The following is a 13,658-nucleotide window of genomic DNA, read 5'->3' on the forward strand; positions in this document are numbered from 1 at the left end:
TCCTTTCGCAAGAAATAGCGCCCTCTAGTCCCCGCCGAGCCGCAAACTCGACCTCGGTCCTGTCACGGACCGGCACTGCTTCAATTAGCGGCAAAAAAGGCTGCTCCTGCCGCATCATAGTTGAACTCAACTACGATAACGGCAGAAACAGCCTTTTTCTTATCCATGCAGGCGCTCACGATACCGGTTTGGCGTGACGCCATGCGCTTTTTTGAAAACATAATGCAAATAATTGCTGGAAGCAAAGCCGCTCTTCTCGGCGATTTTCTCCAAGGTCATCGTCGTTTGCAACAGCTCTGTGCACACGTGCTTTAAACGAACCTGCTCCAAATATTCACTGAATGAAATGTTCGCCTGTTCTTTAAAGATGCGCTGAAGCTGCCGCGAGGAGATCTGCAGCCGCTCGGCAACCCCTTCAAGTGTCAAAGGGCGCCGGAAGTTGTCTTCGATGAACTGTACAGCCAGTTGGTAGCGGTAGCTTTTCATATCGCGTGCCGGCAAATCGAGCCCCTGATGATCCGCTTTGTAAGCGCCAATTGTTCTCAGCAGCATCTGGATAATCGATTGCTTGATGATCGTATATTGGCCGAGCTGGTTGTCCCGCCAAGCTTCGAAGGCGACCAGAAAGCATTTCATCGCTTCCTGACGGTCAAAGGCAGGAAGATGCGGAAGCTCGCTTAGCTGCTTGATGCAAGCATCTGCCTCTGCAATCTCCCATGCTTCACCCCAAGCCTGCGATTCGCTTCCAGCGTCTCCGTCCAGCGGTGACCCTTCCAGCCGCACAAAATCAACATGCAAACACAGCTCATCCATCTTATCGTGTTCATCCGCCTCTTGGCGGTGCGAGACACCTGGTGCTGTGACATACAGCATCCCTTCTTGCAAAGCGTGGGTGACCCCATCCAGGATGACTTTACCTTTTCCACTAGGGATATAATGAAACTCGAATTCAGAATGATGATGGAAATCAATTACCGTTCCAGCCGGAAAGGAGGTCAGATGGCAGCGAAGCACCCGGATTCCGTAAGAACCCCACCGGAATCGTAAGTCCAAGCGATCAAGTGCCATTGGATTTTCAAGCATCGGTTCGAAGTAAAAGGGCTGACTCATGCTGAACCTCCATCCATTCTGTGCAGATGATTTATTACTGAGCTAGAGAATCAATACGTACTTGTTGTTTGGACCCGGCGGAGCGGTTGGAAGCCTCCATCAACTTCGTTAAGTCCACAGCCAGCTGAATATTTTCAGTGGCTTTTGTACCGTTTTGAATGTGCGCTACCCATTGATCAAAAGCAGACGGTTTCTCTTTCGGACCGTTTTCGTAAGCAGTCCAGCCAGCGTCAGCATTTTTTCTCGTACGCACTAGAACTCTTCCGTCATGATCAGAGTACAGCACACTGCCTTCAGTGCCATGAACTTCAATCACAAATGGCGAATGAGCGTTCACAAAACCAGCCTCTACGATGCCCAGAGCGCCATTCGCATACTGAAGCGTAGCTACGGCATTATCTTCAACTTCTCTGCCCGTCACATAGCCATAAGAAGCGCTTACAGATTCAGGAAGACCTAAGAATAGACGAGTTAGATACATCGGATGGCAGCCAAGGTCGATTAACGCGCCGCCGCCGCATTGTTCAGCATTGTAGAAATGCTCAGGAAGCCAGCCTTTCGGATTCACATCTGTAGAAATACCGCCATTGTGGGATAGACGAGTACGCACTAGCGTAATCTGGCCCAGCAGTTCCTTCTCAATAATCTCTTGAACCGCTAATGTATACGTTGGATTCAAACGCGGCAATGAAACAGTCAAAGTTACACCGGCTTCATTTACCGCGTCCAAAATTTCATTCACTTCATGTAACGTTGGAGCAATAACTTTCTCTGTAAAAATATGTTTACCCGCCTTGGCAGCGGCAACCATCACATCACGGTGCATGTTTGTCGGTGTGTCTACAACGACGCCGTCAATATCCTTATTTGCCAGTAACTCAGCAAGATCCGTATAAAAGGCAACACCACGCTGCGACGCTTCTGCTTGTCCGCGCTCAGGAATTTCATCCCACACCGCTACAATCTCGGTATCTTTGTGCTCAGTAACCTGTTTTGCATAGTCTCTTGCATGCACGTGCCAAAAACTTAACATTGCTACTTTAATCATGTTAACCTCCAAATAAGTGACTTGGCTTCATTTTAACATGCCTAAGCAGCTTGATAAATTTCGAATTAGCGACAGACAAGGGTGCAAAATAACGACATCAACGACATCACTTTATTTACTTACAGGCACCGCATTGTAGTACTCTTCCATCGTCATCTTTTTGGCAACCATATCCTTAGCCGTATCAACACCTACATATCGAATGTGCCATGGCTCGTATTGGTATCCGGTAATTTTCTCTTTCCCCTTAGGATAGCGGATCACAAATCCGTAGTCCTGGACATGCTTCTCCAGCCAATTCGCTTCTTTGGTCCCACCAAAGCAGTCTTCCGCGGCACATTTTCCATCACTGCCGGATACATCGATAGCAAGTCCAGTTTCATGCTCACTGGTTCCCGGCACGGCGCTGTACATCTTCGCCTTCTCCTCGCCATCCTTCTGAACGTAACGTTGGAATAGCGACTTCTGCGTGGCATATGATCGATAAGCCGAGACACCGGCTATGTTAATACCATCCTTTTTCGCGCCTGCAACCAGCTTTTCAATCGCTTCCGCTGCGACGCTGCGCATTTTGCGTTTTTCAGTCTTCTCCGCGAATGTAAAAGGGATATCCGGATAGACCAAATCCGTCGGCTCATAACTTGAAGGAAGTGAAAATTGTTTATTCACAAGGACCGTTACACTTTCCGGTTTGGCGATGACTTGAAGACCATCGCCTTTGGAAGGCGTACTGGATGCCTTCGGAGAAGCCGAAGGATTCTGAACCGGCTTAGAACTTGTTTGCGGCGAAGCTGTCGCCGTTGTCACAGGCGATGTTGTGGGAGTCGCCGTATTTGGTGTAGCCGTTGTTGTCGCGCTGGCAGTTGGGCTCGTGCTTGGTACAGCTTCCTCTTTGCCGCATCCCGTTAGGATGGATAACACCACTAATAGGGCGAGCGAGTATGTCGTCATTTTGTTCATGCTCAGGTGAATGCCTCCTCGAAATTGAAAAACTTACACATGAAATATAGACTTCTCATCTCCAGTAAAAGTTGCATGAAATCGAATCTCAACGTAAAAAGACTGCCATCTAGGTTTTGCGCCTAAATCGCAGCCTTCTCATATTTTATGCCTAACGGTTGTTGGTTACAAGTTTCATCAGTTTCTCATCGTTTGCTTAAGCTTGACTTGCGGCAATTGCCTGCTCTAGATCATAGATGATATCTTCAATAGCTTCCGTTCCAACGGATAAACGAATAAGTCCAGCGGTCACGCCTGCGGAAATCTGCTCCTGTTCACTCAATTGGGAGTGTGTTGTGCTGGCCGGATGAATAATGAGTGATTTGGAATCTCCTACATTGGCCAAATGTGAGAAGAGCTCAACGGAATGAATCAGCTTCTTACCCGCTTCAACGCCGCCTTTGATCTCAAAGCTCAAGATAGCCCCTTGACCCTTAGGCAGATATTTCTGAGCAAGCGGATAGGAAGGATGGCTTTCCAGCCCGGAATAGCTTACCCATTGGACCGCATCATGAGACTCCAAGAATTGAGCCACTTTCAGGGCATTCGAGCTATGGCGTTCCAGACGCAAATGCAGGGTCTCCAGTCCTTGCAGGAGCAAGAACGAGCTGTTTGGTGACAGTGAGGCACCCAAGTCGCGAAGCAGCTGAACTCTTGCTTTGATAATATAGGCAATTGGCCCTACCGCATCTGTGTAGACAACACCATTATAGCTTGGATCTGGCTTCGTCAGGCCCGGGAATTTACCGCTAGCTACCCAATCGAACTTGCCGCTGTCAACAATAACGCCGCCAATCGTCGTTCCGTGGCCGCCAATAAATTTAGTTGCCGAGTGAACGACAATGTCAGCACCGTGCTCGATTGGTCTTAGGAGGTAAGGACTTGGGAATGTATTATCGACAATCAATGGAATGCCATTCTCATGCGCAATAGCCGCCACAGCTTCAATATCAAGGATATCACCTTTGGGATTGCCGATTGACTCAGCGTAAACCGCTTTTGTTTTATCCGTAATAGCGCTGCGGAAATTTTCCGGATTGCTTGGGTCAACGAACTTAACGTTAATTCCCAGCTTAGCTAATGTATTTGAGAATAAATTATAAGTTCCGCCATACAAGGAAGATGCAGATACGATTTCATCGCCGGCTTCAGCGATATTCAAAATTGCGAACGTAATAGCAGCCTGCCCGGACGCTACGGCAAGAGCCGCTGGTGCACCTTCCAGTGCAGCAATCCGCTTTTCAAAAACATCGGTCGTCGGATTCATAATTCGCGTATAAATATTACCAAACTCTTTGAGCGCAAATAAATTAGCGGCGTGGTCCGTATCGTTAAAAACGTAAGACGTTGTTTGATAAATCGGAACAGCTCTTGAATTGGTTGCAGAATCGATTTCTTGACCTGCATGAATGGCTAGTGTTTCCGGTAAGTACTGGCGTTTTGAATCTGACATTGCACATGCCTCCTTGGATGGTGGATGGATTCGCGGTTAATAACTCGATAATTCCTACTGGAATACTATGTATTCATTCTAATGGAAATATCTAGTCATAGTCAATATACCATACTGGCATTATTTTCTATACTTGTTTCATTGAACGAAAAGGTTTCTGCAAGTTTCCTTCTATGTCTTGTCTGGCGGTAACAGGACGATCCGTCCATCCTCCATTGCTACGCGCACCTTATTCGTCCGTGAAGCTCCAATCGAGTCGAGGAAATTGGCCGGAATTTGCAGTCTGCCCGCTTTGTCAACAACGGCATACTCCACATGGGAATCCTCTTCGGCCGCCAGGATGCCCTGTTCAAGCTCCAGCAATTCCTCTTGATAGGATTTACGCCTTAGAATCTCCGAGGACGTTTTGCCGTCCCGAATGGCAACCACCCGGTCCACCTTCTTGGCCAAAAGCGGATCATGCGTAACAATTACAACAGTTAAGCCAAAACTGCGGTTCAGTTCACGAAATAGATCGAGAATCTGATTCGCCATTTTCGTATCGACAGATCCCGTGGGTTCATCCGCCAGCAGGAGCCTTGGTTGATTCGCAAGCGCAATCGCAATAGCGACACGCTGCTGCTCCCCGCCAGAGAGCTCATTAAGCTTATTGCTTCTACGATGGCTTAAGCCTACAGCTTCCAGCAAATCTAAAGCACGGTGACGCTTGCGACGCCCTTGGAGAAGGATGGGCAGTTCCACATTTTCCAAAGCTGTCAAATAAGGAATCAGGTTTCTCGCATTATTTTGCCAGACGAAGCCAACGGTTTCCCTTTTATACTTGACCAGATCAGCTTCCTTAAACTTCAACAAATCCTTCCCATCCACATGGAGATTACCTGCTGAGGGCCGATCAAGCCCTCCCAGCATATTCAACAACGTCGATTTCCCGCTGCCGCTGTTTCCGATAATCGCCATCAGTTCCCCTTCCTCGACGTGGAGGTCAAGCCCTTGCAAAGCGACGACTTCAAGATCGGCTGCTTTATAAATTTTAACTAAATTTTCACAGTGAATCATGCTTAATCCTCCCCAAGCTTAATGGCTTGATGAATCTTAACTCTGGAGAGCATCCCGCCAAGCAGCAGCAGTCCAATCCCTATCATCACTAAGACAATGACGTATAAATGCAGCTGATCGTTAGGATCGAAACTCACTTGAAAAGGCGGTACTTGCGTTGATGAGTCGAACGTTAATTGGAACAAGGGAACAAATAAACGGCTGGCTGTATTCCCTGTAATCATCCCAATCAGGACGGCTGCGCCGGAGGTTAACAGCTGCTCGGCAACCAGCATCCCAATCAATTGCGCATAAGAAATTCCCATCGCACGAAGTACGCCGAATTGTAGAATTCGACCGGATAAGGAGAGCACCCAGTATAAAAGGAATCCCATGAAGCTGATGCCGATTGCAATCAAGAAGCCAAGCGTCATAACGCCGTTCACGGCCAGTTGAAAGGGATCATTTTTGGAACGGACTAACATCTGTTTCGTATCAACCAAGCTTGTAATCTTGATATTCTTAAGCTCTAGCGCTTCATATAAAGCTTGACTGGTCATGTCAGGTTTCAGCTTAAGCCATACCTCATACGGCTCCACAGCCAAATTATTTTGGAAGTAGGAGAGATGTCCCACGACGAGCTTAGGCGCATCCACCTTCGTCTTTTTCGTCGTGCCTGACGTGCTCCCGCTACTCGACGGAGCCGTCAGTATCGGATTAGGATTCCAGCTTGGCCAGTAGTCGATAATCCCATAGACGATAGCTGAGGTTCCTCTTACATCCCCCCAGCCAATATTCACCGTATCGCCAACTTTAGCTCCTGTTTCTTCGGCAATGGACCTGGAAATAAGCACAGCCTTGGAATCCCCAGCGAGCAAATTCAGATAATCGTAGAAGTGATGATCCAGCAATTGATCGCGAAGCCAGGCCGTTTGGCCGAATTCATCCGTGTCGATGCCCATCAAAGTTGTCCGCTTCGTTTCTTTGCCGATTGAGAGGTAAGCATCTTTCTTCTGAAAAACACGTGCAGCAGATTCTACACCCGTCAGTTGGGTAAATGGAAGAAACGGCGGCTCTGTATATTGCACTCTTTTTTTCACGGCAACTTCATTAGCAGGAGAACTCGCATCACCCGAGGGGCCTGAAGGGCCAGACTGTGGCGGTGGGGCGTCGTTATCCCATGGCGTTTGCAAAACAATATCGCTCCCATTCGTATAGCGGATCTTCTCTTCAATGTTTTTGTTTATCGTCCGGGCTGCGCTTGCACTAAACAAACCGGTGGCCAATGTCATCACGATAAAAAGCATGATAAATTGGTACTGGGTAGTAGACCTGCCTACCTGAAGGAGCGTCGAATACAGATAAGGCGGCCACCATTTGCGCCCCACCGTATAGACCAATTGAATCACCCACGGATAGATCCGCAGGAGGAACAAACCCATTGCAAATATGAATAAAGCCGGTACAACAAACAGGAGGGGATCGACCTTCATGTCCATGGAATCCAGCCCAAGGGCTACCAGATCCGACATCCGTCGATTAAAACTCTGCAATAAATAAATGGATACCGCTAATAAGATAATATCGAGAAAGATTTTATGAACAAAAGAAAGCCTATTCTTCCTCGCAAGCGATTGCTTATGGCCGACAATCGTCGTACGCGTCGCCATAACGGCCGGAATGAGCGTCATGCAAACCGATGCCACCACAGCGACCAAAGCATATTGGTAAGCTTCCTGATTCAGCTTCACTTCCATAGCAGAGCGCTGTACGAACTCCAGAAACCCATTGGAGGCACCTAAAATTTTGGTCAATTGCATGCCGATGGCTGGTCCTATCAGAAGAGCAATTCCCCCCAGCAAGGCTCCCTCCAGCACATAACCTAATAAAATCTGTGTACGGCTTGCTCCTCTACTGCGCAGAACGGCAATTTCTGTTTTTTGCCTCTCGGTAATCAAATTAGCCACCATGAATAAATAAAAGGCTAACAAAATGCTGACGGGCACGTTCAGCGACCATAACATCATTCTTAGTTTCTTCTCTTTCTCACCGTACACTTTCAAAGTAGGAAGCGAAGGATTCTCCGCTTTATAAGAATTGAACCGACTGCTTAAGTAGCCTTCCATTTGTGCATGTGCAGCGGTATAAGCTCCCAACCCCTCCAACTTTAATTGATGATAATCGAGTACGAAATTCCAAAAGCTATACAGGCTAGTAAACGCTTTGTTATTCGTAATTTCTTTCTCAAATAATCCAAAAGGAATGAAAAATCTTGAACGCAAGTCATACGTATTATTCGTCCAATAAGGATCGGCATAATCGCTGCGATCAATGACCGCTACGGGTTTAATACGAATACTTTGTTTCAAATCCTCGTCTTGGATGGTTAATTCATTGCCAAGTACAATCTTCATCTCCGTCAGCAGTTCAGGAAACACCCATGCCTCATATACGCCGTTCACAGGCTCTGCGGAAGGCATGACACCGTCCACAAGACGAATATGCTGATCTAACGACGACATCGCTGTCAGCTCGCCCAGACGCTTCACACTTGGGTCGACTTTACTCGGATCACTCGGTTTAAAATTGAAATTCATCGTGCTGCGCGTGGTCGTTGAAAGCAGGATAGGCACGCCAAATGCCTTACTTTTTTCGGTCAAAAAAGCATCCGTTTCCGCGAGAAGACGATCTTCGTCCGGCTCCTTCTCAGATCTCACAAAGTACGCGTAGTCATACACTTGCCCCGGATATTGCGTGGTGTCTGTTTGCAGAACTTCCAAGTCTTTAATCAGCATGCGCTGTAAAATGGCGTGCGTATAAATAGGCATCGAGCTTGCAAGAGCTACGGAAATAATGAGCCCAACTAATAAACTAAGCTCGAGCCAGCGATTTTTAACCATTTTACGGAGAATCATCAGAATTAAAGCCATTGCAATCCTCCTAAGTTGATCTAGTTCTCCAAAATGACATTTTGACCTTCCTTAAGTCCCGTACGGATTTCAACTTCCGTTGGGGTGACAAGGCCTTTTTCGACATCAACTTCTTTTCGGCTCTCTCCATTCAGCACTTGCACATAATCTCTCCCCAAATAAGTCCGAAGGCCTTTTCTCGGGATTATGATGACATTTTCCCGGTGCTCAACGACAATTGTCATATCGCCGGATGCGCCAATCTCTGCGCCCTCTGTTCCAACAGGAACCCCAATAATAATCGTTTTGGCGTTTCTTTCAGCTTGTGCTTTGTTATCGGTTGGCGGCGAGCTTGAAGGTGTTCGCAGCACTTTGCCTTGTACCGTATTCCCCGACTTGGCGAGCTTGACTTCTACGTTCATGCCAACTTCTATTCCCATAAGTGTTCCAACGTCTGTAGCTTCATAAGAAAGCTCCAAATGCTCAGGATCGGACAGAACCACGAGCGTATTGAAGGCATCCACTACACTTCCTTGCTGAGCATCCGTTACAAAAGTAACAACGCCACCGGTCTCTGCCACTAACCTTGTCTTATTCAGCTGATCTTGCAAGGAATTCAATTGCAGCTGTGCAGCTTCAATATCAATATCCTTTAAACGCAGCGCAAGCGTTTGGTCAGGATCAGCTTGCCTGGACTGCACACTAGCGATCTGGGCTTTCTCCAAATTCAGTTTTTGAAGGGCAATCCGAGTTAGCAGATCACCCTGTTCCAGTTCAGCCAGCACATCCCCCGGCTTGACCACATCGCCTAATTTGACGCGCAAACCAGCTAAGTGATGGTCAGACTCTTTAAAATAGTAATTGCTTGTTTGGCTAGACTTGAACGTCCCCATAAAAACCGCTTTTTTCGTTATGTTGCCTTTCTTCACTTCATAAAGCTCAAAGTTTTCTTTCACCGGTTTGACTAATGGCGGCTTCAGCGCCTCCTCTTCTTTGGGCAATAGGGAACAACCAGCCAGGAATAGCACAACACCCGTGATAAGAACGATCTTAGACGCAAATGGATTAACCTTCATCGACAATGGTACCATCCTCCAATGCATACACTTCATCTACAATTTCCATAATCGCGAGATCATGCGTGGTCAAAATAATGGTCATTCCTTCTTGCACCAAATCTTTGAATAATTTAAGCACTTGGAGTCCCATTCTGCTGTCCAGCTCCGCTGTAGGCTCATCGGCCAAAATCAACTTGGGCTTGTGAGCGATGGCTCTGGCAATCGCTACCCGCTGCTGCTCGCCGCCAGAAAGTTCATAAGGACGATGCTTCATTCTCATTTTCAAACCGACGAAATCCAGTGCTTCTTCAGCTAATTGTTTATAATGCTTGGGTGGAATACCCGAAATGCGCAAACCAAATTCAACATTCTCGTACGCGGACATATACGGAACTAAAGCAAAAGATTGAAAAATAAGACCGATCTGCTTCCGTCTGACTTCATTGCGCTTGGCCTCCGATAGGCTGCTTATCTCCATGCCCTCTAAATAAACGGCGCCTTCCGAGGGATGATCGAGTGCCCCGAGAATATTGAGCAGCGTTGTCTTGCCTGAACCTGATCTTCCGCGCAAGGCCACAAGTCTGCCTTTGGGAATACTGAGATGAGCTCCCCGCAGTGCGTGGACCGCTCCAGATCCTTTTCCAAACACTCGCGTAACACCGATAGCTTGCACCATTGGCACCTGATCTGCCTGCATAGTCAAAGTTAGCACCTCATTTTCATTCCTAAATCTTGGATCTTCTCCTAAATGTAAACCTTTACATAACAAAAAACTAGACATCCTTTTCATGTTGCAGTTGATAGTTATTTCATTATAAATCTATTTTTTGCCAAAAAGATAGACAGAAAAAAGGAGCTATCTCATCAGGTCATTCCAGCCCCAATGAGATAGCTCCTTTTTCCACTTCTACTATTCTTATTCACCGTACTAAAGCACTTTGGACAAAAATGACTTCGTCCGCTCTTGTTGCGGGTTTTCAAAAATTTGCTTCGGATTGCCTTCTTCTACAATAACGCCTTGCTCCATAAACATAACGCGGTCGCCGACCTCGCGGGCGAAGCCCATTTCATGGGTCACGACAACCATCGTCATCCCTTCCTTCGCCAGCTGCTTCATAACGGCCAGCACCTCTCCGACCATTTCGGGATCCAGCGCGGATGTCGGCTCATCGAACAGCATAATCTTCGGCTCCATCGCAAGTGCGCGAGCAATCGCGACACGCTGCGCTTGACCTCCGGAAAGCGAATCTGGATAAGCATCAGCTTTATCAGCGAGTCCCACTTTCGTTAGAAGTTCCAACGCTTTTTTACGCGCTTTATCCTCTGACCATTTACGTACTTGAATCGGCGCCAGCATGATATTATCAATAACTTTCATATGCGGGAAAAGATGAAAACGTTGGAACACCATGCCGAGCTCCATGCGGATCTCATTGATTTTATTCGTCGGGTCCATGATGTTTTTCCCTTCAACCTTGATGGAACCGCCATTAGGCTGCTCCAAAAGGTTCAGACAACGCAGAAACGTCGACTTCCCCGATCCCGAAGGACCAATCACAACCAAAACCTCTTGGTGCTGAATATCTGCGGAAATATCCCGCAAAACAACGTTATTGCCGAAAGCTTTTTTAAGATTTCTAACTTCAATCATAGCGGTCATATCTCTACACTCTCCTTTCCACATAGCTAAGCAGCTTGCTTAGAGAATAAGTGAGGATGAAATAAATCAATGCTGCCGTCAAATACGGCTCCCACACAGCGAAATATTGGCTGCGCATCGCATTAGACCAATACATCAATTCGGGTGCAGCAATAATTGCAAACAGGGAGGAATCCTTGATCAACACGATAAACTCATTCCCAAATGGAGGAATCATCCGCTTGATCGCTTGCGGTAAAATGACCTTTTTCATCGTTTGGTAATGTGTCATACCTAGCGAATGCGCGGCCTCCGTTTGGCCTTTATCGATGGACTGAATACCTGCTCTGAAAATTTCGGCCATGTATCCTGCAGAGTTCAAAGATAAGGCAACAATAGAAGCAATGATAGCATTGGTTGTACCTAGAAATAAGGGAACGACCCCGAAATGTACTAGCAAAATTTGCACCAACAGCGGTGTGCCGCGGAAAAAGTTCACGTAAATGCTAGTTGGCCATCTTAAGTAGCCGCGGTGAGACATTTTGCCTAATCCAACTGCCAACCCCAGCACGGAGCCGAAACAAATGGACAAAATGGATATCCCAATGGTCCATAGTGTACCTTTTAATAAAAGCGGTAGATATTCAATAATAATATCAAAACGAAACTCCATTCCACACTTCCTTTCTTACCTTATTATGCTGATAACAGAACAACAGCATGCGTAAGGTTGAAGTCACGCATGCTGCTTCTCTTCTTATTTTTGTTCAAGCAATTTTTTCGTGTCTGGTTCTTGACCGAACCATTTTTTGTACACTTTTGCATAAGCCCCGTTTTCAATCACTTTTTTGATTGCCGGGTCAAGTTTCGCTTTCAGCTCGCTGCCTTTTGGAAGCAGGATACCGTAGTATTCGGACTCAAAGTTCTTAGGATCGGGAATCGCGACTAATTTTTTGTTCGGGTTATTTTTCACATATTCACGAACGATGGCGATATCCGCAACAACTGCGTCTACCCCGTTATTTTCAAGTTCCATCAGTGCAAGCGTGTTGTTATCAAGACGTTTCAAGGATGGATTTTTATCACCCATGATTTTGCTCATAAGCGTATCAGCTGTTGTGGAGATTTGAACAGCAACCTTCTTGTCTTTCAGGTCAGTCGCGCTTTTGATCGGGCTGCCTTCTTTGACCAGAATCATGTTGGTGGATTCGAAATACGGGATGGAGTAGTCATAAGACTGTTTGCGCTCATCCGTAATCGAAACGCTGGAAATACCACCTTGATACTCTTTACCTTGTTTAACACTTGTAAGCATGGTATCCCAACCAGTATTCGTTAGTTCATAGGAAAGTCCTGCTTCTTTCATAACTTCTGCAAGAAAATCGACGTCAAAACCGGTCATCTTGTCCTTGTCCATATATTCCATTGGCGCATAAGCAGCATCTGTCGCAAACTTATACTTTGTGCCGCCGGCGCCGCTATCTTTAGCCCCACAACCCGTTAATCCGATGACTAGTGCTGCTGTTAAAACAAGAAATGATATTTTTTTCATTAAAATTCCCCCCGTGCTATGTATGGAACGAATCATATTTTAACATCTGGTCAATAAAATGACAACGCCTGTGTTTAGAAAAATACTCAGGAAATTGCAGGTAATCGCCTTTCCGTTTCATTTTTGGTTTTTTGCACAATGTAAACGGACAGCCTTTGTTCTTTTTACCGACAAAAAATAGAAAAACGCCCGGATCTGCTGATCCGAAGCGTTCTATTTACATCATTCTCAAAATGGCTTCCCTTCCCGTCATGCCAGCAAAAATGCCCAGATCTTCAGCCGTGTACGTCACCGATTCAAGCGGTGCTTCCAGAAGCTCCTCAATCGTGCGAACGCCAGTAGCTCTTGCCGCGACAATGTTGCGTTCGCTCAAACGCTCGTTGAGCAGTGCAACGTCTAACGCACCGCACATAATGTATCCTTTATCTGTCGTTACTACCAGCAGCGTCGTCTTGGGCAATTTAACCTCTATCGCAATTGCAGTATGTCCCTCAAGGAGAATAGGTTCAACGCGCATCATGCTCTGCACAGCTCCTCTTTGCAGTCTTACGGTAGTATATGCGCGTGCGGCTAGTACGGTGTGATGTTTGGTGGAAAAAGAATTTTTGGGTGGTATGCCGAGCTTACGGACCGAGCGGCCCTTATTTGGAGAAAATAGGCCATTTTCAATTTCTAACGGACTCCACAGCTACTATTCTCGTGATTAGCATGAAATTTGGCTGTCTTTTGATCAATTAACGGCTCTGTGGTCCGTTAGAATTGCGAGGAGGGCCATTTATCGAAAATAACGGCTCTGTGGTCCGTTAGCTCTCCACGACCCGCGCACAGTCGCACGTTACGCTCCCACAAGCCAAC

The 13,658-nt window shown here is 46.7% G+C and carries 12 protein-coding genes; all 12 read right to left on the reverse strand.

Annotated elements, in window-relative coordinates:
• Positions 1 to 159 precede the first annotated feature (159 nt).
• The gene (locus ACUN27_RS29390; protein ID WP_315955201.1) at positions 160 to 1,110 is read right to left on the reverse strand and encodes an AraC family transcriptional regulator; all 951 of its coding nucleotides are present in this window, start codon (positions 1,108 to 1,110) and stop codon (positions 160 to 162) included.
• Between the two features lie 34 nt (positions 1,111 to 1,144).
• Positions 1,145 to 2,158: a Gfo/Idh/MocA family protein gene (locus ACUN27_RS29395; RefSeq protein ID WP_157323053.1), complete on the reverse strand. Its 1,014-nt coding sequence runs from the start codon at positions 2,156 to 2,158 to the stop codon at positions 1,145 to 1,147.
• A gap of 111 nt (positions 2,159 to 2,269) precedes the next feature.
• Positions 2,270 to 3,118 carry a M15 family metallopeptidase gene (locus ACUN27_RS29400; protein ID WP_326062109.1) on the reverse strand — a complete coding sequence of 283 codons (849 nt, stop codon included), beginning with the start codon at positions 3,116 to 3,118 and terminating at the stop codon, positions 2,270 to 2,272.
• Positions 3,119 to 3,314: 196 nt separating this feature from the next.
• Entirely contained in the window at positions 3,315 to 4,610 is a 1,296-nt protein-coding gene (locus ACUN27_RS29405) for a homocysteine synthase (protein ID WP_445560033.1), read from the reverse strand.
• 171 nt (positions 4,611 to 4,781) lie between these two features.
• Entirely contained in the window at positions 4,782 to 5,666 is an 885-nt protein-coding gene (locus ACUN27_RS29410; RefSeq protein WP_315955205.1) for an ABC transporter ATP-binding protein, read from the reverse strand.
• Between the two features lie 2 nt (positions 5,667 to 5,668).
• A complete protein-coding gene (locus ACUN27_RS29415) occupies positions 5,669 to 8,575 on the reverse strand; it encodes an FtsX-like permease family protein (RefSeq protein WP_445560034.1) in 2,907 nt (968 codons plus the stop codon).
• Between the two features lie 20 nt (positions 8,576 to 8,595).
• Complete coding sequence (locus ACUN27_RS29420; RefSeq protein ID WP_445560674.1) at positions 8,596 to 9,630, reverse strand: efflux RND transporter periplasmic adaptor subunit; 1,035 nt, start codon at positions 9,628 to 9,630, stop codon at positions 8,596 to 8,598.
• Positions 9,620 to 10,309, reverse strand: a complete 690-nt coding sequence (locus ACUN27_RS29425; RefSeq protein WP_326062129.1) for an ABC transporter ATP-binding protein — start codon at positions 10,307 to 10,309, stop codon at positions 9,620 to 9,622. The genes ACUN27_RS29420 and ACUN27_RS29425 overlap by 11 nt, the downstream gene beginning before the upstream one ends.
• A 231-nt stretch (positions 10,310 to 10,540) precedes the next feature.
• Complete coding sequence (locus ACUN27_RS29430; protein ID WP_315955319.1) at positions 10,541 to 11,263, reverse strand: amino acid ABC transporter ATP-binding protein; 723 nt, start codon at positions 11,261 to 11,263, stop codon at positions 10,541 to 10,543.
• Between the two features lie 13 nt (positions 11,264 to 11,276).
• Positions 11,277 to 11,924, reverse strand: coding sequence for an amino acid ABC transporter permease (locus ACUN27_RS29435; protein ID WP_127456760.1), 648 nt, complete (start codon positions 11,922 to 11,924; stop codon positions 11,277 to 11,279).
• 84 nt (positions 11,925 to 12,008) lie between these two features.
• The gene (locus ACUN27_RS29440) at positions 12,009 to 12,803 is read right to left on the reverse strand and encodes a basic amino acid ABC transporter substrate-binding protein (RefSeq protein ID WP_445560035.1); all 795 of its coding nucleotides are present in this window, start codon (positions 12,801 to 12,803) and stop codon (positions 12,009 to 12,011) included.
• Between the two features lie 217 nt (positions 12,804 to 13,020).
• Positions 13,021 to 13,323 carry a YunC family protein gene (locus tag ACUN27_RS29445; protein WP_315955208.1) on the reverse strand — a complete coding sequence of 101 codons (303 nt, stop codon included), beginning with the start codon at positions 13,321 to 13,323 and terminating at the stop codon, positions 13,021 to 13,023.
• Between the last annotated feature and the right edge of the window lie 335 nt (positions 13,324 to 13,658).

The organism is Paenibacillus sp. WC2504, assembly GCF_052682475.1.